Origin of the sequence: Rhizobium sp. BK060, assembly GCF_014193145.1 — a bacterium.
Classification (GTDB): domain Bacteria; phylum Pseudomonadota; class Alphaproteobacteria; order Rhizobiales; family Rhizobiaceae; genus Rhizobium.
On sequence record NZ_JACHYW010000010.1, the window covers coordinates 94843 to 116285 of the forward strand.

24 protein-coding genes are annotated in these 21443 nt (G+C 59.2%); 7 read left to right on the top strand and 17 right to left on the bottom strand.

Annotation, left to right across the window (positions count from 1 at the left end):
• Window positions 1–9: 9 nt before the first annotated feature.
• The 5 genes from FHT71_RS13150 to FHT71_RS13170 are packed head-to-tail and all read left to right on the top strand — an operon-like array spanning window position 10 to window position 2519.
• Window positions 10–642, top strand: a complete 633-nt coding sequence (locus tag FHT71_RS13150; protein WP_183720023.1) for a thermonuclease family protein — start codon at window positions 10–12, stop codon at window positions 640–642.
• Window positions 639–1262 (top strand): thermonuclease family protein, encoded by a 624-nt coding sequence (locus FHT71_RS13155; protein WP_183720026.1) that lies wholly within the window; start codon window positions 639–641, stop codon window positions 1260–1262. Before FHT71_RS13150 ends, FHT71_RS13155 begins: the two co-directional genes overlap by 4 nt.
• Entirely contained in the window at window positions 1263–1574 is a 312-nt protein-coding gene (locus FHT71_RS13160; protein ID WP_183720029.1) for a lipoprotein, read from the top strand.
• A 7-nt stretch (window positions 1575–1581) separates the two neighbouring features.
• Window positions 1582–1953, top strand: a complete 372-nt coding sequence (locus FHT71_RS13165; RefSeq protein ID WP_183720033.1) for a hypothetical protein — start codon at window positions 1582–1584, stop codon at window positions 1951–1953.
• A 20-nt stretch (window positions 1954–1973) separates the two neighbouring features.
• Window positions 1974–2519, top strand: coding sequence for a hypothetical protein (locus tag FHT71_RS13170; RefSeq protein WP_183720036.1), 546 nt, complete (start codon window positions 1974–1976; stop codon window positions 2517–2519).
• A 33-nt stretch (window positions 2520–2552) separates the two neighbouring features.
• Here the strand turns inward: FHT71_RS13170 and FHT71_RS13175 are convergent, their stop codons facing one another.
• A complete protein-coding gene (locus FHT71_RS13175) occupies window positions 2553–2894 on the bottom strand; it encodes a helix-turn-helix transcriptional regulator (RefSeq protein ID WP_113430970.1) in 342 nt (113 codons plus the stop codon).
• A gap of 335 nt (window positions 2895–3229) precedes the next feature.
• On the opposite strand from FHT71_RS13175, the gene FHT71_RS13180 reads away from it, so the two are divergent.
• A complete protein-coding gene (locus tag FHT71_RS13180) occupies window positions 3230–3523 on the top strand; it encodes a hypothetical protein (protein WP_183720038.1) in 294 nt (97 codons plus the stop codon).
• Between the two features lie 9 nt (window positions 3524–3532).
• Window positions 3533–4879, top strand: a complete 1347-nt coding sequence (locus tag FHT71_RS13185) for a hypothetical protein (RefSeq protein WP_183720041.1) — start codon at window positions 3533–3535, stop codon at window positions 4877–4879.
• A gap of 67 nt (window positions 4880–4946) precedes the next feature.
• Here FHT71_RS13185 and FHT71_RS13190 read toward each other — a convergent pair whose 3' ends face one another.
• From FHT71_RS13190 to FHT71_RS13265, 16 genes are all read right to left on the bottom strand, one after another.
• A complete protein-coding gene (locus tag FHT71_RS13190) occupies window positions 4947–5288 on the bottom strand; it encodes a hypothetical protein (protein WP_183720044.1) in 342 nt (113 codons plus the stop codon).
• 96 nt (window positions 5289–5384) lie between these two features.
• Entirely contained in the window at window positions 5385–8189 is a 2805-nt protein-coding gene (locus FHT71_RS13195; RefSeq protein WP_183720047.1) for a type IV secretory system conjugative DNA transfer family protein, read from the bottom strand.
• Window positions 8158–9207: a P-type DNA transfer ATPase VirB11 gene (gene virB11, locus FHT71_RS13200; protein WP_183720050.1), complete on the bottom strand. Its 1050-nt coding sequence runs from the start codon at window positions 9205–9207 to the stop codon at window positions 8158–8160. Before virB11 ends, FHT71_RS13195 begins: the two co-directional genes overlap by 32 nt.
• Window positions 9204–10538: a type IV secretion system protein VirB10 gene (virB10, locus tag FHT71_RS13205; protein WP_183720053.1), complete on the bottom strand. Its 1335-nt coding sequence runs from the start codon at window positions 10536–10538 to the stop codon at window positions 9204–9206. The genes virB11 and virB10 overlap by 4 nt, the downstream gene beginning before the upstream one ends.
• 9 nt (window positions 10539–10547) lie before the next feature.
• Window positions 10548–11381: a TrbG/VirB9 family P-type conjugative transfer protein gene (locus FHT71_RS13210; RefSeq protein ID WP_183720056.1), complete on the bottom strand. Its 834-nt coding sequence runs from the start codon at window positions 11379–11381 to the stop codon at window positions 10548–10550.
• Window positions 11378–12112 carry a type IV secretion system protein gene (locus FHT71_RS13215; protein ID WP_183720058.1) on the bottom strand — a complete coding sequence of 245 codons (735 nt, stop codon included), beginning with the start codon at window positions 12110–12112 and terminating at the stop codon, window positions 11378–11380. The genes FHT71_RS13210 and FHT71_RS13215 overlap by 4 nt, the downstream gene beginning before the upstream one ends.
• Window positions 12113–12170: 58 nt before the next feature.
• The gene (locus FHT71_RS13220) at window positions 12171–13244 is read right to left on the bottom strand and encodes a type IV secretion system protein (protein ID WP_183720061.1); all 1074 of its coding nucleotides are present in this window, start codon (window positions 13242–13244) and stop codon (window positions 12171–12173) included.
• Window positions 13220–13447, bottom strand: coding sequence for a hypothetical protein (locus FHT71_RS13225; protein WP_246717996.1), 228 nt, complete (start codon window positions 13445–13447; stop codon window positions 13220–13222). The genes FHT71_RS13220 and FHT71_RS13225 overlap by 25 nt, the downstream gene beginning before the upstream one ends.
• Window positions 13448–13458: 11 nt before the next feature.
• A complete protein-coding gene (locus FHT71_RS13230; protein WP_183720067.1) occupies window positions 13459–14250 on the bottom strand; it encodes a conjugal transfer protein in 792 nt (263 codons plus the stop codon).
• Between the two features lie 20 nt (window positions 14251–14270).
• Entirely contained in the window at window positions 14271–15443 is a 1173-nt protein-coding gene (locus FHT71_RS13235) for a transglycosylase SLT domain-containing protein (RefSeq protein ID WP_183720070.1), read from the bottom strand.
• Complete coding sequence (locus FHT71_RS13240) at window positions 15421–17940, bottom strand: VirB4 family type IV secretion/conjugal transfer ATPase (protein ID WP_183720073.1); 2520 nt, start codon at window positions 17938–17940, stop codon at window positions 15421–15423. Before FHT71_RS13240 ends, FHT71_RS13235 begins: the two co-directional genes overlap by 23 nt.
• A 3-nt stretch (window positions 17941–17943) precedes the next feature.
• Complete coding sequence (locus FHT71_RS13245) at window positions 17944–18270, bottom strand: VirB3 family type IV secretion system protein (RefSeq protein WP_183720076.1); 327 nt, start codon at window positions 18268–18270, stop codon at window positions 17944–17946.
• 2 nt (window positions 18271–18272) lie between these two features.
• Entirely contained in the window at window positions 18273–18644 is a 372-nt protein-coding gene (locus FHT71_RS13250) for a TrbC/VirB2 family protein (RefSeq protein ID WP_174166703.1), read from the bottom strand.
• Entirely contained in the window at window positions 18641–19786 is a 1146-nt protein-coding gene (locus FHT71_RS13255; RefSeq protein WP_183720079.1) for a transglycosylase SLT domain-containing protein, read from the bottom strand. Before FHT71_RS13255 ends, FHT71_RS13250 begins: the two co-directional genes overlap by 4 nt.
• A 137-nt stretch (window positions 19787–19923) precedes the next feature.
• Entirely contained in the window at window positions 19924–20340 is a 417-nt protein-coding gene (locus FHT71_RS13260) for a hypothetical protein (RefSeq protein ID WP_183720082.1), read from the bottom strand.
• 50 nt (window positions 20341–20390) lie between these two features.
• A complete protein-coding gene (locus FHT71_RS13265) occupies window positions 20391–21173 on the bottom strand; it encodes a hypothetical protein (protein WP_246717997.1) in 783 nt (260 codons plus the stop codon).
• Window positions 21174–21443 lie beyond the last annotated feature (270 nt).

The following is a 21443-nucleotide window of genomic DNA, read 5'->3' on the forward strand; positions in this document are numbered from 1 at the left end:
AGGTTCCTGATGTTGATATCCACGCTTGCAGCCTCCGGACTTTTTGCAGGCATATTGATCATGCCCCTGCTCTCCGGCTCGAACCTCCCAGACCCTCCGCGCCACCAAGATCCGATTATCTTGGTCCAGGCGACTAGGAGCAAAACGGCTGCCGTAGATACCCACGAAAACGATGGAACCGAATTCGCGCCGTTTCCAGCACAGGCTCAATTCGAAACCGGCGACACCTGGATTTCCGGCGGGCGGCGATATCGTCTCTATGGCCTGCAAGCGTGTCTCCGCGGGACACCCGTCACAATTTCTCCCGGTGTTGTCAGGGATTGCGGAGAGCTCAACCTGATCATGGTACAGGCCCTGATTAGAGATACGAAGCCCGTCTGCACCACCATCAAGGACATCGATCAGAACAATGCCGTGGTCGGCTGCCAGACGACAACAGGCAAACGGCGCTATGATCTCGCAACTTACATGATCGCTGAGGGGTGGGGATTCGCCGCCGTCGACACCACCGGCCATTTGATCGTTCCCGGCTACAGGGTGGCGGAAGAAAGCGCACGAGCCGCACGTGTCGGGCTGTGGGCCTATTCGGACATGCCTCACCCCGTCTCAATCCTCACGGATCAAGGGAGCGCACAACGATGAGACTTGTTTCGCTGTCAATCATGTTTTTGACGATGACAGTGGCGGCCCCGAGGGCACAAGTCCGGCCGGCTGATATCCCGCGTCAGATCTATGGAAAGGTCCAGGTCATCGATGCGACCACTCTTGAATTCAGAAAGAGCGCGCAGACCGTGCGGCTTGCGGGATATGAAGCCCCTCGCCTTGAGCAAACAGCGACGAGTGATGGGGTTGACTGGCCCGCTGGCCAGGTCTCGCGGGCCTGGATGATCCTTCGCACACTTGGGCAGGACGTCAACTGTGCGCCTATTAGTCGCGACGCCAACGGTGTGATCCTCGCCCATTGCTTTGTCGGAGAGACAAACCTAGCCGCCACGGCGATCGCGGAAGGCATCGGCTACGCATTCAATTACCGCGGCGAACCTCAGGTTCCCGCCTATTTCGATATCGAAAGGAAGGCGCGGGGCCTCGGATACGGCGTCTGGTCATCGCCAGATCTCCTTCCTCCCTGGCTCTATACCGCGTCGACTGCAAATGGGGAGAAGGTCAGGGGTTCTTCACCGGAACCTGACAGCGGCTTGCCCCTACCTTTACCCGTTGTCCCCGCCAGATCGCTCACTCCTAACGAAATGCATGGAGGTTAAATGAACCGCATTGTTGCAGCCGCTGTAGCGGTCATCATGCTTTCCGGATGCGCGTCGATAGCGATCGCCGAGGACGGCGCTACCCAGAAGCAGATAGACCAGCGCGATCCGGACTTTTGCGGGGCCGGAGGCGCTGGTTGCGATCCGGCTGAGGTGCAGCGATGGAAAGCTGTCGGCAACAAGCTTGCCGATCTCTCGTCAGCCGATCTCAGCCAATACGCGTATGCTTGCGCCAACCACCCGGATTGGAGAAAGGACTGCCAAACCAATCCGGCTGCCATCCTGAAACGCCTTGGGATTGAGGGATACTGAGGTGGCGATGAACAAACCTTCCGGTGGCGCGGTCCTGGCGGCGGCGACCGCCTTTCTGGTTGGCACCGCCGGCGGCTATGCGGTCACGCAAGTGATCAGACGCGGCCACGAGATCGATCTCGAAAACGAGCTCGCTCGGCTGAAAGACGAAGTGTCACAAAACACGAAGCCAGACGTCCCAAGTGACGAGGAGGCAACCGCCGCGCTTGCGAAATCCGGGCGATCGATGCGCATTTCGGAATGCAAACCGCGTCAGTTTGTGCCGGGTGTGACCTGCTCCGGCATTATCACAACGACTGCAGGATCATTTGCCGGTGTTATCCAACCCGGTGTGCTCTCCTTTGCTAAAATTGAGGGCGTCTGGAGGCAAATCCAATGAACACCTCGAAGGGGCGGACAATGAGACAGACACTGATATTGGCAGCAATCATGGTGGGTTCGGCCCTTGCGCCATCAGCGACGCCCGTAAGGGCCGACGAAGCATCCTGGGGATGCCAGGTTCTGCTTTGCGCTGCTTCACAGAACCCGTCCTGGCACGGCGTCTCGTACTGCGTTCCGCCCATGACAAAGCTCATCGCAGCGATGAAGGAACCGGGATTTTCGTGGCCTATTTGCCATGAAGCCAATGCCGGCAAGCCGGGACGCGAGACCTACGAAGATTGCCCGTCAGGCACCACAGTTGGCAGCAGTTCGCAGACTGGCAATGGCTGGAGCAGTGAGCCTGACCAGTGCATCAGAACTGTTGATGTTTGCCGATCTCCAGGTCAGCGCGCTTCCGGCGGCAACCAGAGCAGTGTTGTGATACGAAGGAGCTTCGGCGATCGCGGCGATAGCTGCATCCAGCAGATTGCGACGCCGCGGCCGCGCCGCGGAGACCCCTATTACTTCGATATCCCTAACGAACAAGGCGTGAAGCAGAGGTTCTGGTTCAACCTGAACCATTAATCCACGTCGAACCAGTGTCACACTGGAAGAACTTTACGTCGGCTCGTCGGTTGTCTTCTTTTTCCTTCGACGGGCGCGCCACGCGGCGATCCGAGCAAGATCACTTTCCGAGATTCTGAACAAATCCTCAATCGTGACATTCCACTCGCGCTGCATCTTGTCGAGGGTCGACAGCTTGACATCCCGCATGCCGCGGGTGACTTGCGACATGTACGCTTCCGACACTCCAAGTTGGTCGGCGAGATCCTTGTTCGTCAACCGCCGTTGAGCCTTCAACCGCATCAGACCGATGGCGAGCCGTTCCTGGAAAGAGAGAGACGTCAGGTCGATCGCATTCGAAACTTGGTCGGCGCCATCGTCCTTCAACCGCGACATCGAACGACACCCTCGCGCGGAGTTCTCATCAACGCGCTCCCGAGCCATACGGGCCGACAGCCAGGCGCATGAGCGCGCCGACAGTCACGGGGATGTTTCAAAGTTCTACCGCTCATCCGATGCATCAGGCTGTCCAGAGACCAAAAAAGTTAAGCGTTACCGTTCTCATCTTCGTGTGCGGCTTCAATACACCGCAGCGGGCAACCTGTGCAAGCGGCCCCCCGACGCCTCTCGAAGTGGACAATTATTCTCCTTGTAGACCTATCTCCGATTGCTCCAAACTTTAACTGCGGTTAAATTTTTTTTGATCTGTTTCCTATGAATGGAGAACACGCATGGGATCGCTCGAACGGTTTGGCTATCGGATCGACCCGCGGCGACTAGGAATGGCGATCCTATTCCTGGCGCTCGCATTCGTCACCGCTCGGATCGCTTTTCGAGACAGCATGACCTTGGGCTATGCGATGGTCATCCCGACCTACATCTTCCTTTCGGTCGTCATTGAAGGTGCTCGGTTGGCGAGAAGCAGCTTTTGGGGCATTCGCGGTTGGGCGGAAACGACCTTTGCTCTCGCTCGCTCCGCGGGCGTCGGATATCTCGGCTTCAGCCTATGGTCGATCGGGTACTGACGGCGAACGATGCGTATCGTGGTCCGCAACAGCCCGACGCATATGTTGGCTGAACTAACCGACAGCGAGGCCGTCGCGTTGCGCGCCTGGTACGGCAACGCTGCCTCAAGCGCCGATGAGGCGGTTGCGCTTTCAGTTATCCGCCGCGTCAAGGTGATGAGTGGCTGGATCGAATGTGATTGCCTGGAGGCACAGCATCAGCCACTGCTTGCTCCGATCCAACAGGAACGCACCTTCACGCTGCGGCGGCTGACGCCGAAGGACGATGCCCCCGATCGGCATGAGGAGCGACCAAACCACGCCCTCACCTGTCCGTTTCACGTCGACAAGGACGCCAGTCCCGCCCTCATTGACCGCGGCTACCATCTTCGACCCCTGTCCAGATCCAAGCGTTCGTACATTGATGCCCTTCCTGCCATTCCCGATCGCCTGGCGGATGTCTCAGGTCATGATCCCTCCCGCTCGAGCGAACGAAACGACCGGCCGTCCAGACTGGGTGGCGTGCTGTGGCGGATGCTTGATAGGGCGGGTATGAACGTAATCCCGCCGCTGCAGGCTGATGTTGATTTCAAGCTCGCCGATCAGCTCTTCCGGTTGCGCTCGGCCGCACGGGAGCTGAGGGTACTCAGAACCTGGACGTTGAACGCTCTTTTATCGACTTGGGGCCCCGACTATTGGGATCCGAAGAGCCGTTGGCAACGGCTGCTTGCGAGCTCGCGCGGCGACTGGCCCGAGGGACTTCGTCGAACCGGCTTCATGCTATTGTTTTCGACCAGCGTTTCCACGCAAGCCGTCATGCCGGCATCCACCTCGCGGACAATCGATATCCTCTCCAAGGTGCGCCAGCCGCTTCGGGGGGACCCGGCAAGCCGAGGACCGTTCCTGACGCTGCTGAACGTGGATTTTCAGGAGGACGATGAAGGCCCGGTTCGGGCTGTGCAATCCTACGCCCAGCCGGTCTATAACGGCGATACGCTCTTCCCCGTCGAGTCCGGATTTGAGCGTGACGTTTCCCATCTGCTTTTCTGGCTTCAGCAATCGCTCTTCGATGCTGCTCCAGAACTGCGGATCTCCATTATCAAGCCCCTCTTCGCCATGGAAACGTCCATCGGCCTTTGCAGGCCAGACTTTGTATTGGAGATTGCCTATAGAGATCAGCCACCGCGCAGACTGCTCGTCGAAGCCTTCGGGATGGAGACCGAGGAATATCGGCACGCCAAGGAAAAATCGATCCCGCGAATGAAGTACCTTGGGCCGATCTTCGGGATTTTTCCAGAGGATCTTACCGAAGCGAATTCCGAGCGCACCGGGCGCCGGCTGCAGGCGTGGGTCATCGACAAACTGGGCGGCGGCTGAAACTGCGGCGCAACTGTTGGTCGATGATCGGCGTAGGAGATGGCTGGGCGGCGGGGTTCGCCTTCTGCTATGGCTGTGCCGAGCCGCCATCAAGCTCGGATTCGGCTGCCTTGAGCAGAGCGAGCCGAGCACGAGATCCGATCTCCGGGGGGCAGTTCCCAAACATGGTGGACACGAGCTCATCCGCGAGTTCGGCAATCGTCGGCGTCAAGCGGGTGGGAAACAGCCGGTCCAGGTCATTTGCATCCGCTCCCCGGCGTTTGAGTTCGGCCTTGATAGCGCGCTTTTCGACGGCACGCTCCTTGACCATCAGCCAGAGACCAGCGTTAGCCCTGGCTGCTGCAACAATCCGCTCGACAACATCGTCTTTCAAGAGATCTCGAGTTGCGAGGTACCTGATTTCGCCCACGGAATCTTCCTCCTTCTGCTGGCTTTCACTGAAACTGCAAATACCGCTCCGCCATCGCGAAGCGGAAAGCCGTACCTTTGCGCATATGCTTTCGGCCTACGCTAACCGGTCATTAGCGTCGTCATCTTGCAGCCCCTCTTCGCGCAGAGGATCGCGCGCACGATCGGCAAATTCGCGCAGAAACGCTTTTGAGCTATCTTCGGTCAGGCGCTCAGAGAGCGTTCCGATCAAGAGCTCGACATCCTCATTCAGCTCCATCGGATCGAGCGAGCCTGCGTCCGCCTGCTCAAAGATTGCGTCGTTCAAGGCCTTGATGTCCGAACCGAAAGCGCCACGGACGTCCTGGCGCCGCAGGATGGCTGACGCCGGGAGATTTTCAGTCTCCTCCTGAAATTCCGTAGTTCGTTGAACCCGAGTCCGTGGTCCGCGCGGAGAGCCCGGATAGACACTGCGGTCCAACTTCGCCTGATCTATCTCGATATCGACACCGTCAATCTGGACGGGGCCGTAAGCGCGCGTCGCGTCCCCATCTCCTTGGCGACCGCCTCTCGGAGAAGATTGCTTTTTCTGCGCCGGTGTCTTCTCGTCATCTCGAAGTTCTTCTTCCGTCCGTCCAGCCTCGCGCGTTTCGTCGAGATCCAGACGCTGGCGAAGCTCATCGAGCGACGAAATATAGACGTGACGCACGCCCTCCTTGACGATGAAACGAATGCTTTGTGGCTGCTGTGGCCGGGTGACGACGGCCAAATCCATCTCCATCCCAGAGGCCGGCGAGTAGTTCTCCTTTCTCCTTGGTGGCGCGGTTCCAAGCTGTGGCGCGCCGGGCATGAGGGCTTCGCTGTCGGCAATCGTCCATTCGACCGGCTGTATGCACGGTTTGGTCACCGGCTTGAACTTCCGCACGTTCGAGAACATCCGCTCGCCGCCGGAATCGAGCTTCATGATGCGCATGAGCGGCATGCCGGTGACCTGGAGGATCGCCTCCTCCGGCTTCATCATCATCAATGTGTTGACGGGAAGCAGGTCGACTGACACCGGCACCTTCGAGATTGAACGCTGCCTGCGACCATGGCGATGGGAGTAAGAGGACTGCTCGACCCACTCGGTCGTCCTGCCGGCTGCGGCAGAGACGGCGGCTGCGTCCTCCTGGTTCTGGAAGTTCATGAACAGCTTGATCGTGGACGCGCCCATCAGAATCTTCTGCCCAGAGCGCTGATATAAACGTTCGAGTTGCGCACCGTCCTGCAGGATAAAGACGAAGCGAACGCCGTTCTTGCGGATCAAGGGCGCAAGCGTCAGGACAGTGTCTATGCGGCCACCATTGCCGAACTCGTCGAGCATCATCAGCACTTCGTGCTCGCCGTTGCGCAACGGTCCCATCTGCACGAGCTTGTCAGCCATTTGCTGGATGAACATCGAAATCAGCCGCTCGTAGATCTGCATCGCATTCCAGTCGGCCTGAATGAAGATCACCAATTTGCGCTTTCTGATTGTGTCGATCGGGATCGTGGTGACGGAGGTCAGCGCCTCGACGAGAGGGTTTTGCAGAAAATTGAGCTTGGCGACGATCTCAGCCGCGATCCCCTCCCCAAGTTTTTCGTGCCGGCCGGCGAACTTCGTCAGCTGCATGCGGGTCTGATCGGAAAGAACCGCCTCATAGTTTTCCAGCAGCTGGATGATCGCCTTGCGCTCGTCCGACATCGAATTGAGGATGCGGTAGAGCTCGCTCAGCGTTTTTCGGGTGTCAGGGCATTCGAGCACGAAGCCAAGCATGGCCGTCAGCAATATCCTGGCGCTCTCTTCCCAGAAGTCGGAGGAATCGGAGCGCAGACGCTCTGGCAACAGCATCTGCGTCAGCTTCTGCAGGTCGGTGATGCGCTGGTTCGGGTCGGCGCTGATGAGGTCGAGAGGATTATAGCCGTCGGTAAATTTCGATCCCGGCGCCAGCAGGAAAATCTCGTAGCCCTGGTCCTTCAAATAACCGGACGTCTCCTCGAACAGTTCGCCGCTCATGTCGAGGACCATCTGCGATCCCTTAAAACTCATCATCGTCGGAATGACGAAGCCGCGCGACTTGCCCTGTCCCGGCGAGCCGATGACCATCACATGCTGGTCGCCGTCGTTGCGCAGAAGAAGGCCCTGCTTGAGGCCGAGGACGATACCGTGCTTGTCGCGCAGCCGGAAATCGGCGGCATCCTTCAAGGTCGCCAACCGCGCCTTGCCCATGATCATGCGCTGGCGTTTCTGGATCGCCGCCCCAATCGGAAACCCGACCAGAGCTCCAGCAGCCACCAAACCGGCGAGAGCGGCGAACACAGTCTGTCGCGAGGGCCGCTGAAACGTACCGGCCACGTCGGTGGCTCCAAAGGGTGCCTGATACATCGCCGCAAGATGAGCGCCATAATAGTCCGCTACTCCGGCTAACCCACCGGCCTTGCTTGCAACGAGATAAAAGACGATTCCGTAGACAATGACGCCGACATAGGCGCCAGCAAAGATCAGCGCCGTATGCGCGATCAGGGTGAACATCGACCTCACATGCAGGAGGTAGAGGATTTTACGCGACAGCGCCCTTCCACCTTTCAGCATCCACAGACACAGAAGAAAAAACAGAAACGGTGAAGCAAGAACGAACGCCAGGATCGAAAGCCCAAAAGTGTTTCGCGTACGGATGATCGACCATGTGTAGGCAATACTGTCGAGAATGCGGGCCTGGGCAACATAATCGTAATAGGATGTCGATCCGAAGGATGTGACATAGGCGTCGTAGATCAGCGTGAATAACAGCAACCATATCAACGCGGCGCCGAGAACGGCGACCGGGAATGTAAAGGCCGAGACCTCCTGAAGCTTCGTCCATTTCGGGCGTTCAGCCTCTGCGTCCGTGGATACGCTTGCCATCTTTGTCCACCTCGTCTGCAAAATAGATCTCGCTGACGCCGCGGCCGCCGGCGGCATCGCTTTTTTTCAGTTGGACCACGATCGGGATGATCGAGCGGATGTAGCGGATGATATCGTCACGCTCCATGCGGACATTGCTGTTAAGGACCAGCGTCGACAGTCGGTTGAAGGCATGGTGTGGGGAGTTCGCGTGGATGGTCGACATCGAGCCCGGATGACCAGTGTTGATCGCATTGAGGAAGTCGAAAGCCTCGTCGCCACGCAGTTCGCCCATGAAGATTCGGTCTGGTCTGAGACGCAGTGCGGAAGCCAAAAGGTCTGTCATCGTGACCCTAGCCTCGCCCTGGGCACCCTTCGAGACCAGCAACGAGACGACGTTTTCCTGGCGGGGTTCCAGCTCCGCCGTATCCTGCATGAGGATGAAACGCTCATAGTTTGGGATCGCCGTCAGCATCGTATTGAGGAATGTCGTTTTGCCGGTGGAGGTGCCGCCGGAGATCAACATGCTGCGATGATTGGCGGCCGCGAACTCCAGAAACGCACGCGCCTTCCCAATACGCAGCAGGCGCGACAACTCGATATCGACATCGTCGATGTAGTCGTCTCCCGTGACCTTGGTGAAGCGGAAGGCTCCCGCTTTCTCATAATCGTCGAGATCGAAGAGCCGGATAAACTGCTTGCGGATCGAAAAGGCGTGGCCAGTGGCAGAGGTGGGGTTAAGCACGAACTGGACGCGCTCACCGTTGGTGAGCGTTGCCGAAAGCAGCGGATTCTCCGCATTGATGGTCTGCTTCGTGAACGACGCCGCGCGCGACGCCATATGGCGGATCGCCTCCTGGTCGAGCCCATCGACCTCTTGCCTGACCATGCTGAGCTGGCCGATCCGCTCGAGCCAGATCTCGTTGCTGCGCTGGCAGGAAATCTCGACGACCGCGGGATCGTCGAGAAATTGTCTGATGGGCTCGAGCGCCTCGGAAAGAAAGTGCTGCTCGGCGGAGATCGATGGGTGCGCGTTCATTTGCCCGCCCTCTTTCTGCGCAAGCGATCGAACTCTTCACGCACCGGGTCCGAATAGAGATCCGAGAAATCCAGGTCTCGGGTAACAAAGACGGTGATGTCGGACCCCTGGGCGATATGGATTGTGGGGCGGATGTTGCGGCTGTCCTGGAAAGCCTCGCTTGCGAGTTGCTGAATGCCCGACGCGATCGTCTCCGCAGCGATCTCGCGCGCCCGATCCTGCGAGGTCGTTCCGTTATTCTGCGGAATGCTGGTCACGCTTCCGTCCGTGTTGATCACCGTGATATTTCGATCCTGTTTCTGACCGAGTTGAGCAATGTATTGGGTGACCCCGCCGATCATCGTCATCAGCGCCGGTGGCCCGAACCGCTCCCAATATTTCCGATCGACGACACCTGTCATGCCGGAGCGGCCGAGACGATCCGTGCCGTAAGAGCCAAGCTGAACCGAAACACCGTCGCCACGGATCATGCGCGTCCACACGATGAACAGGCGCTCCTGCCCGCGTTCGACACCGGATTTATAGTCGCCAATCAGTGAGGAGCCGGCAGGAATGAGGATGCGCCGGCCATCGAAGGAATAGACATCGTCCCGAACGATTGCTTTCACCATACCGGCGAGGTCGGAATTGATCGCCGTCTCCAATGTGCCGCGGATCATCGTGCCCTGCGGGATCCAGGCATCGATACGGCGGTTCTCGGCGGCAACTGACACCTGTACCCCCTGCCCGCCCATGGCCTTCAGGAAGGCGCGATCGCCATCGACAGCACCTGCTGCGTCGGAGGTTGCGCCGGCGGGCGTGCCTGTCGAGCCGTTCGCGCCGAACAATCCGGCTCCCGTAGCGTCGGGCGAAGCGCTTGCGGGCCCGCTTGCGCGTTCCGACTGATCGAAGACGACAGCAGTGGAGCGCACGCGCTCAAGCAGTTTTGCCTGCCGGGCGAGCTCGATGCACTTAGGATCGTCAGGATTTTTGCCTCTCGAGCAATCGACATCGACCAGTGCGATCTGGGCCGGCGCCGGGATGACGGGCGCCGGCGGCGGGGGTGGCGGAGGGGGTGGCGCCTCCGGCACCTGCACTGTCGGCAAGGGTGGCGGCGCTGGCGGATTGAAGCCTTCGTTTCTAGGCGCTTGCACCGGGCGGAACTCTTCATGCGGCGTATTGTCGATCGCCGGTTCCCGCTCGCCGCCGGAGAGAAGGAAATAGAGGACCACACCAACGCCGGCGATTGCCGCCACCACGGCGACCGGTCGCATCAGCCCGACCCCGGAGCGCCTCACCTGACCGCCGATGGCGGCGTCGTTGTCTATAGAATGATAGTTTGGATCAGACATCGTGCCTCCCTATCGAGATTTTGATGGTGAGTTAGCGCCAGCCGAGCCAAGGCGCTTCGGCGCCACGGCACCCTCGATCGGCGCCGGCACATCGGCTGGAGAGGTCCTGAGATTGAATAGGCAGGTCTCGTTCTCGGTCCCAAAACGAAGCGTCCACTGCCGCGAGACCGTGTCGATAACGATGTAGTCGGCCTCACGGCGATAATTGACGAGGCTCTCTCGCCGTTTGGCATCGACGATGAAGATAGCCGGCACGTCGCCGGTGAACTTCATGAAGGTCTTCAAGCCGTCATCGAACACCCACAAAGGCTTGGCGGCATCGCTGCCCTTGAAGCCATAGTCGTAATTGACCTTGTCACGACGGATGTTCTTGATGTTGGGATTGCGTTCTGCATCCTGCGCCTGCTTCCACAATTCGGCCGTGCCCTTCAGCCCGGCGTCTTCCGGATAAATGAACCGCAGCTTGAAGGTCTGGTTCTGGATGGACCTGCTATCGTTGACCTCAAGGTCGAACGAATAGGTTCGTTTCGTCGTCACCACGGAGAGGTTTGTCGGCGCGTCTTTTTCCATCGGCTTCAGGGTGAGTGAGCGCCGGTCGGCAGATGTCAGGATCTGCCAGGAAACGGTGTCACCCGCGACCACCTGGGTGACCTCTTCGTCCGTACCGAAGAGGATGGTCGTCACCATGCCGTAAGTTCCGGTGACGACGAAGACCTGTTCGGCCGAATAGGGCAAGGTCCGAACCCGCGGATCGAGCCGGCCAGGCCGGGCAGTCAATTCCGCATGAACCGAAGAGGCCGCCAGCAGCAGTGACAGCGTTATTCCGACGCACGCTCGCCTCATGGGACGAGCCCCGACGGCATGGTCTCGGGAACCTTGACATATTCGGTCACGACGAAGCCAAGGGGATTGTAAAGCCGGACCCTGTTGCTGGCTGGCAGATTGATCTGGCGGTAGCGGACCGTCGCCGACCAGCGATTGACGACATCGCCGCCGCGCCGGCGCTCCCTGGTCTCGAAGCGCACTGCCATGGTCGTTGCGTTGAGCGGATTGACGGACAGGATTTCCGGTCGGATCTCGCCCGATGTTCCCGTGGTCCTGACCGGACCTCTCGGATTGGAAGGGTTCATCCATTCCGAGTAGTCTTTGAAAGCCGGCGAATCCGGGTCCGACCAAAGGGCGATCATGTCGAAGTTTTCCGAGAGGTAGCGCGGATCGTAGGTCTCGCGGCGGATGACGTAGTTGCCGACGAAGGAGGCACGAACGGCCTGAATTTCGGAAACGTTTGCCCGGTCCTTATCGAGCGTCGTGACCGTTTCCATGTAGCCGGTATTCTTGTCGACGATGAGCGGCACGACCTCGGTTCGGACGAGCGGGAAGAGCTGCGCGACGGAGAAGGACAGCACGCCTGCCACGATCCAGCCCGCCACCGCAAAGACCAGAAGGATGAGCCCGATCAGGGTCCGCAGGGACCGGTTCTTCTCCCCCCACGAGAGGTGTTGATCGTAGATGTCTTGCGGGCCGGGGACACGATCGGCCGGCGCCGGCTTCAATTGCCTTTTGAACAATACCAAATCTCAAACCCCGAAGTCGCAATAGGTAAAATGTGAACGTTATCCTCGCAGCCGGTCGTCATTCGCTGTTGCGACGGCGATTGGTGAGCATTCGACCCAGCGCGCCAGCGCCCGCGATACTGCCGCGGCCTGCAAGCGCCGCAGCGGTGACGGCGCCCCGCGGTCCGGCTAGCGTGCCGAGCGCTATGGCCGCAGCCTGGCCGGCACGGGAATTGCTGGAGGAAAGGCCCCTGCGGGCGGTGCTGTAGGCGGTGTCGACGCCACCTCCGCCCGGGACGCCAGAGAAAGCCGCCCCGTAGGCGAAGGTCCGCGCAAAATCCGGCACCTGGAAGATGAAATAGGAGATCAGCGCGAGGTAGAGCACCATGGCGAGCACGATCGCCAACGCATTTTCCTTGGTCGCCATGTCGCCGTTGATCGTGTCCATCATGCCGATCAGAAAGCCGAACGACAGGCCTGCCATGATGTAGGTGAAAAGAAGCATGAACATTCCATAGGCCACCCCCCTCACCCAGGCGTCGAAGACAAAGCGGGTGATGCCGAAGAAATAGCAGAGAATGGCGATCGGACCGATCGCCAGCATCACGGCGGTGATCATCTTGGCAAAGAGCGTGACGCCGGTGAGGATCAGCAGCATCGGCAGAAGGCCGAACACCAACACGATAAAGACGACGACAGCGCCAGTGACATTCGGCAGCCAGCCGGACTCGTAGGAATTGAAGAGCTGCATGGCAAAGTCGTAGACCTTGCGGGCCATGCTGGCGACTTGTTGGGCGATGTCCGCTCCGGCCGATTGACCGCCCATCGCCGAAGATATGGCCGATCCGAGATCTTGCGGCGCCGACAGCACGAACTGGCCGATATTGTCGTAGAAGAGCGCCCAGGACATAATGAGCGTATAGGCGAGCGTGATTTTGAACGCGGTGATCGCCATATCCTGAAGCGAAACGCTAGACAGTCCGAGCGCGCCCCAGAGGAAATAAAGGATCAGGAAGATCGCCAGGATGCCGGAAACGAGGTTTCTGTTTTCGGCAAACAGCCCCCAGGCCCGTTCCAGCGACGCCTCGTTGATCTTGTCGAAATATCGAAGCGCGTCGCCATAGAAGTTTATCGCGTAGCTGACGGGATCCATGTCTCTTCCTGAAAATTATTGACCGGTCGCATCGGGCCGCAATCGTCCTTGAGGGCATCCGCGAGCGCATCCTCAGCGGCCGTGGTCTTGGGCTCGGATACCAAGCCGAGAGCCGGGACCGGATTTTCGTCAGCCGAGCATTTCGCCAGCTGTTCGTACTTCCCGGCGCAACCGGCAACGACCGCGAGGCTGACTATCAGCACGAGAACCGCCTTCACTGGTTCTGGTCCTCGAATGCCTTCAGCTGATCCCGAACGGAAGTGCCTTGCGGTTGCGTCCCACCGTCACGCATGACGCTGTCCGGTAGGGGCGCGAATGTCTTGAGGTTCTGCGATGACGTTGCGAGGGCGGCTTTATATTGCTGGTTGAGCAGCATAACCTGGTTGTTGAGCGAGCCGACCGCTTCGTTGGCGGTCTGATTGCCCTGCAGCACCATCTGGGTATTTTGCTCGAGTGCTCCCTTCAGGTCCTTCGCGGTCCCGATCTGCTGTGTCGCCTGCATGAACGAATTCTGCCGGTCCTTGGTGGCGCTGTTCATCGCGTCGGTCAGCGCAGTCAACGTTGTCAGCGCGTTGATCCCTTGCGAATAGGCTTGATTGGCGCCCGAGAGCTCACCGCCCTTGACGGTATCGACCACCATCTTCACCAGGTTGAGGCCATTGATGAGCTTGGCTGCGGTATTCTGGAACTGACCGCCAATGCCTCCGAACACGGCTGCGTTGCTGGACAGCACCGTGCTGAAATCCGGCGCCTGTCCCATGGTGAAGCCATTGCCGGTTGCAAGCTTGGCGAACTGGCTCGCATCCCGCGTCCGGTCGCCGGTGATCGCCTGTAGAGTTTTCGTGGTGTTGTCCTTGACGACTGAGGTGTCCTGCTGGATCTCAGACGACAGGCGCTTGATGTCCTCGCTGATCGAGATGTTTTCCGAGTCCTTGACCGGGACTTGCGCATAAGCGTGAGGGACGGAAACAATGGTGAGCGTCGCTGCGATCACTGCTGTCTTCATGTGCCTAACCTCTCTCGTTCTCAATTTGACGTCGGCCTGGAATCAACGACCGTGACCAGGCCGAGCGCCGGATCCTGCAACGCCGTGAAGGTCGCAACCGCGCCATTTGCCCGTGCCTCATCCTGGAGGTCGGAGAGCCACTGCTGGATCTGTGCCGTGGTGGCGTTCTGCGGAACAGCGAAGCAACGCGTGCCACCTGTATCGATGATGTTGGTCGGGCACCGGATCTCGGCCATGACAAGTGAGCCGTCATGGTCTTTCGAATTACCGCCACCACTGCCACGAAGGCTTGCCGACGACGATTGCAGGCCAGACTGAAGGCGCTGCAGATACTGCTGGTTGGCAGCGATCGACTTTCCGAGCAGCTCGTTCCAGACCGAACCGCGTTCGATCTGCGCTTGAGTGTTTCGATCGACCGCCTTCTTCAGCTGCTCGCCGCAGCCGTTTGCGTAGCTCGCAGTTTCCGGCTCGGCTGTACCTTCCGCCGGGGGGTTGTCACCGTTCTGGGCCTTGTTACGGGCGTAGTAAGCGGAGACCTTTTTGACGTAGTCCTGTGTCTCGGGGATGTTAGGGATCTGACCGTTCTGCAGCGACTGGCGATACGGACCGGCATTATAGCCGGCAGCGATCAGGTCATAGCGGTCACCGAACATGCCCTGGAGCTGCTTGATGTATTTGACGCCGCCACGAATATTGTCACGCGTGTCATAGGGGTTGGCGCCAAGTTGTGCGGCGGTGCCCGGCATCAGTTGCATGACACCGGTGGCGCCAACCGCCGACCGCGCCGACTGGCGGAAGCGCGATTCCTGCTCGGCGATGGCCATCGCGAAATTCGGATCGACGCCCTGCCGGATTGCCTCCTGTTGCACCATGCTGGCAACTTCCTGCTGGCTCGGCGTCCGAGACGATGGCGCTGCGGGCGTGGTGTCTCCCCCCATGCCATCGGCGGAGCAATCGGCCGGCGCGCCCGAGCCCTGGCCGGGCGCGACACTATCGGTCGTACCGCCCGAGGCGCCTTTGACCTTCCGGGTATCGGCCTGATAGGACTGATACCAGTTCAGGGTGGCCTGCTGGATCTTCTCGCGGGCGTTGTCGATGACCGGCACCTGCGCGTAGCCCGTGCTGACGGGAATGATGAGAGCGAGGGCCAGAGCGCCGGCCGCGGCTCCCTCAAGGTGCTTTGCGTTCTTCATCGACCGTCACCCCATTCCAGTCGCAGAATTTCGAGAGCCAGTACTTCGGATCGTCGCCGTACTCGTCGAGCAACATTTCGACTTCGCGTACCGTCTCCTCGCGGCCCGAGAGCACCTTGATGAACTCCGGCATGTGGGACATGTCGACGCGAGCAATCACGCTGCTCTTTGCCTGCTTGATCAGCATGAAACGCGAGCTCGGATCGCCGTTCTTGACCCAGTCGAATTCTGCTCGCGACAGCCCGAAATGCTCCATGTAGGAGCTTTCGTCAGCTTTCGGATTGGCAAAGAAGATATTGGTCGATGTCTGTTCGATGATCGTCCGGCTGACGCTCGAGCGCACCACATCGTCGGCCGACTGCGTGCCGAAGATGACGAGACCATTGCGCTTTCGAATGGTCTTGAAATAGTCCTTCATGGTGCGCTTGAACTCGTCGTCGTCGAGCAGCTTCCAAGCTTCGTCCATCAGGTTGATGATCGGCGCCTTGCCGTCGTAGATCGCGTCCAGCCGATGGAACATGTAGAGAAGCGCTGCGGTACGCACCGTCGGATCATCAAGGATCGACGTCATGTCGAAGCCGATCATCGGTCGCGAGATATCGAGATCGTCGGCCGCGTTGTCGAAGAGCCAAGCGTACGGCCCCTTGTCGACCCATTTGTCGAGCCGGGCAATTAGGCTGCCTTCCGTTCGCTCGCTACCGGCGAGAAGTGCCCTCAGCGACGAAAGACGGCGATATGACCGGTCCTTCGTCTTGAGGACGGACTTGATCGCGTTACGGATGATCGCCTCTTCCTGCGGCGTCAGGCTTTCGCCTTCCTTGGAAGGCTTCAGCATGAAGCTCAGGAGCCCATAGAGGAAAACGCGGTTCTCCTCGGTGTCGTCCAGCAATAGTGGATTCCATCCCGACGGCTGGCCGGGCTCCAGCGACATGTAGGTTCCGCCCGCTGCCCGTACCATGATGTCGAGGCCACGGTCCTTGTCGAAGACGATCGTCTTCAGTCGGGGGCTGACGCGATAGGCTTGCAGGATCAGGAAGGCCATGATGACGGTCTTGCCGGAACCGGTCGGACCGAAGACGGTCGTGTGTCCGACGTCGCCCTGGTGGAAGTTGAAGAAGAATGGCGTGCCTGAGGTCGTCTCGAAAATCGTGATCGCCGGCCCCCAGTGGTTGCCGTCAGGTTTGCCATAGGGATAGGCGTGAAAGCTGCTCAACCCAGCGCAGTTCAGCGTGGAGATCAAGGCACGCCGTGCGATATAGGCCTGATTGCCCGGCAGTTGCGCCCAGTAGGCCGGCTCCGCATTCAGGTCTTCGCGGACATAGGAGGCGCCGAGCGCGCCAAGTTCGTTGCCGATCAAGGCCACCGCATCGTCAAGCTGGGCGGTGGTTTTGGCCACCGGCATAACAGTGAGATGATGCTCGGTGAACGCAACCCGTTTGCGGGCAAGTTCGTCCCGGGCAATATCAAGATTGGCCTGGACGCTCGATCCGCCTTCATCGGCCTTCGACATCTGCCGGTCCAGCCGTTCGATCCGGCTGCGCGCCGCCATATCGTCGACAAAGGACATCGACTGGCTCAGCACCAGCTCGAATGGGAGCTTGAGGATATAGTCGAGCATGCCGGCGCCGGTCTCCGGCGGATACTCCTTCAAGGAGACCATCGCCGCGTAGCGGTCATCGTCCGGTATGTCGCCCTGCAGGTGGATGATGCGGTTGCCGATCGACGTTCGGCGCGCCGGCAGCATCTCGTCGATTGGGATGTTCCCAAGACGGATCGGCCGGACGCGTCCGCCGTTCAGCAGTGTGTAGAAGAACTCACATTGCTCGGAGAACCAGACTTTGCGTGCGGTCTCCTCGACGACCATGTCTTCCAGCACGTCGCGGAAGATCGTCCTGTTGTCGCCGACGTCGACCTGTACGCGTTGTACGTCGCGAAGGACTTTCGGCCCATAGACAGAAAGCGACTTCTCCAGCGCTCGTGTTGCCTCGACCAGCTTGTCGCGCATCGCGCGGAACTGTTCCTTGCGCACGATCGTGCCGCCGGCGCCCATGAGGCGGGAGAGCGCGGATCCCTTCCGGAACATGGGGCGCACGACCAGAGAAACATAAGTGTCGTTCACGAACATCTCGTTCTTCGAGATGCTCGACTGATAGACGTGATCGAGACGATCCATAAAGGGATCAGCGAAGGCTGACGGCAACGACGGTGCAACCTTACGTCTGATCACATGGGTATAAAGCGCGAAGCTGCCGATCGAGGAGATCGCGCGGAAGGCGGCATTGCGCTGCCGCTGCAACATGTTGATCGTTTCGATATCGGCCGTCTCGAAGGAAAAGCCGGTGAGCTTTAGGGTCGAGACGAGGCAGTCGTTCTTCAGGCGGATAATGCCGTTTTCGATCGGGACGTAGAAAGGAACATGCGTCGCGATATTGCGATCCGCAAAGATCTCCCAACCCTTCGACAAACTGCCTTTCAGCGATCTCGCCATCGTGTTCATCGTTTACACCCCGTAGGTTCTGACGCCGCCACCGAGTTTCCGGCCAAGAGGGTTGACACCGCACATGCTGAGGCGCCCGACGATCTCAAAAAACCAGAGATCAAGCTTGACGGTGAGCACGTAGAGAATGCTGTGAAGGACCACGAAGGAGACCGGGAACCAAAGAATGGATCCCAGGATCATGTAGACCATCAGCGAGACAAAGCATTCCGCCAGGAAGTAAGTGTACGGAATTCCCATCACCGTCGGCGGCCGCGTCAGAGCCAATATAACGGGATGGGATTCGATATATTCGTCGCCACCATCGGCGGTGTTGCCTGCTCCCGCCATGATCAAGATCCGCTACCAGCGAGGAAGTCGACGAGCTCGGCTGCAGCAAACATGCCGGCAAGACTTCCTCCAACCCGAAGCAGGGCTCCCCAGGACCAGTAACCGAAGGCAGCGGCGAGAAACATGCCGATGAAGGCGATCGCTCCTACGGATCGACCGAACGGACCGGTAAAGAACTGCACGAGGCGGTCGGCGGCGTTTTGCAGCGCGTCGAGGTTCTGTGCCGCTGCCGGCTCGTACTGGCTGACAAGCAGGATCAGGGTTGCCGCAAGCACGATCGCCGCATTACCGACCCATTTCCTCCGGGAGAGTGAGGACCAGGCAACACTACCAAAGAGAACGGCTGATTGGACTGCCAACGCGATGGGATTCATTCAAACACCTCTTCCTTGACGATTTTGACCGGCCCGCCGGTGTCCGTCTGTGCTTCCTCACGCTGAGGACGCACGTCGGGCGGGAACGGTGTTGCGGCTGAGAAAACAAGCATGGGGGATTTGGCCCGGTCGGCGCGTCCGGTACGGCGCTTGGAACTGGGCACGAACTCTGACGACGAGCCGACTCGTGGGATGGTCGGACCGGCCGATGTGCCGGTATAGTATCCGACGACACGCGTTACATAGTCGGCGGTCTCGCGGATCAGCGGCATCGAATGGCGAAGGTCGACATTCGGCTCGCCAGCATTATATGCGGCGGCGATCAGCACGGGATTTTTGTACTTGGCGATCAGGACACGAAGGAACCGCGTGCCGGCGCGGATGTTCTGTAGGGGATCGGTCAGATCAGTCGCACCGAAGGCTTCGCCGATCCGTGGCATGACTTGCATCAAACCGATGGCGCCAGCAGGACTCACCAGGTCTGGATCGAATGCGGCATTTTCGGCCCGCATCACAGAAAGCACCCAGTTCGGATCGACCTCCTCCTCACCGGCAACCTTCAATGCAAGGCCGGCATAGTCCGCGGGGACGCCGGACAAAAGATCCGGTCGGGTCTGTGCTAGTGGCTCGCTGACATTGACATGATGCGCGGTTGCCGGCTCGGCAAGCTCGGGGAAGGCGGTTGCCTGCTCAAACGAGTAGACGCTGACCAGCGAATGTACAGCGCGTTCCCGACGGTCATTCGTGCTCCCGGCCGCTGATCCTGATGATCGCCCCGCGATGTCACTAAACCCTCCGATGAACTCCGACGCGCGAGCGCTAATTCGAAGCCCGTCAGTGACCGGGCCGCCAAATCGATCATTGAAGCTGGCAGAATCGATCGTTGGGATATCGAGCGTCGAAGCAGCGGCGGATGCCTCCGGATTTGGCGGCACCGCCGCCACCTCGTCAGCCTTCAGCTCCATCCGGTTGGCAGCATGCTCGGCCTGCGTCGAGTTTCCCGAGACGATGTAACCGCTGCTGTCGTCTGGGCCGGAGGCGAAACCGGTGAGGAGAAAAGCCGACGTGCCGGCGATCCACAGCGCGCTCCGCGAGGATATCTTGTGCGGTCTATTCACTGGCGAAAGCGGAAAGCTATCCATGACTGAACCAATGCCAACTTATACTGCGGTATAAGTTTTTGAACCGTATTCAGCCGTGGAAATCAACCCTAAAGTTTAACTGGAGTATAATTAATGTGACGCAACGATGCGTGATGACGAGAGCTTCCTCAAGGGATTCAGTCATTTAGCCGTGACCATTCATCCGGGGTCCAGCGATACTGAAGCTGTTCGCGGTCTCCCAAAATGCGAGCAAGACGGACCGCGGTTCCACCCTTCACCAGTATCGAAGCCGCTTCAGCGCCCGAGCTCCCGGAAGAGATTCGGCAAACGAAATTGGGCAATTCCCTCTTTATCCTCGCCACTGGATAGCAGGACAGGATCTGGTAGCGCTCGCCGTTGCCGGCAATCGTCAGGCTCCTCTGCTGGACGGGACCAACACGCTGGCGTCCGAAGTCAGTGCCATATTCAAGTTGGCAATCGACGATGTTGTCGCGATAGGCTCTGCAAGCTGTGAGGCTGAGATAAGCAAACGGCGCTGGCGGCTGTGGTCGCGGCCGCTCAATCTGGTGACCACATCCGGCCAGCACCATCATCGTGGCCAGAGATCCGAAGAGCTTCGTGAACAAACGCATAGTATCGCTTTCTAGCTTGCCTGCCGGTAACCGGAATGTTCGAGGGCTTCGAGGAAAAGATCGCGGGCGAGAGCGCAATAGGGCGACGATGCCTGAGCGATGTGAAGCTGGGTGAGCACCAGTCCGAGATCGGAAATGGTCCTCACGACGTCCTTAAGGTCACTGTTGAACGCGTCCCGCAACATCTCGCGGCCATCGTGGCCTTTGATCACGATCGCGTAGTCGTCACGCGCGATGCTGTGCCAAAGCTCGATCATGCCGGTTTCACCGTTTGCGCTTTCCGTGTCGCAGACGAGCAGGAGGGCATAATCCGGATCGCGCATTGCACTTTCTTCGATTGAAGTCTCACGTCGAAATTCCGTCAGCACCACGTCGGAGGAAAAAAGCATCAAGCGCTCGTTCACCAGAAGGCGCTTTTGGCCGAGCCGAACAAAGCCGTTCATCACGGCGGAGCGAATTGCTGCCGGTGGAAGGTTTTCTGCGCAGTGTTCGCAAATCGACGTCAGCCTGCCGCTCAGGAAGGCGAAGGTGCTGTGGAAGCGGTTGACGACGGATCGTTCGACATGTTCGGTCTGACCGCCCAGCGCCTCAACGAATGCGAACGCATCAAGTCGTCTGTTGGGCTTCGTCAGTATGTCGTTTCCCGACGTCGAGCCTGCGTCCCCCACCAGGCTCGAAGGGCCAACCACGACAGCGGCGGACCGCGTCTGTGCACCACAGCCAGGGCAGTCCACTGAGAATGGCACCTTGTACCATTCTTTCGTCAGGAGGGATCGATTGTGTACCAGTGTCAAACCCTATTCTCGAAAAAAACGGAATACCGCCTGGCCCGCAGCCTAGATCAAATGAATAACTTATACTCCGGTACAATTTTATCAGCAGCAGATCGCTTGCTCAAGCGGGAAAAAGCCTGTGTCTAAGCTCCGTGGTAGATGAGTAGATGATCGGTTGCGATAGAGGCATCGCCGCGGTCTTGGTTGTTGCGAAAACCGCAGCAACCACGATTGCGATTGCAATTGAGTGTTGTCCGCAGACGCAGATCTTCTGGACGCGCTTTCACCGTT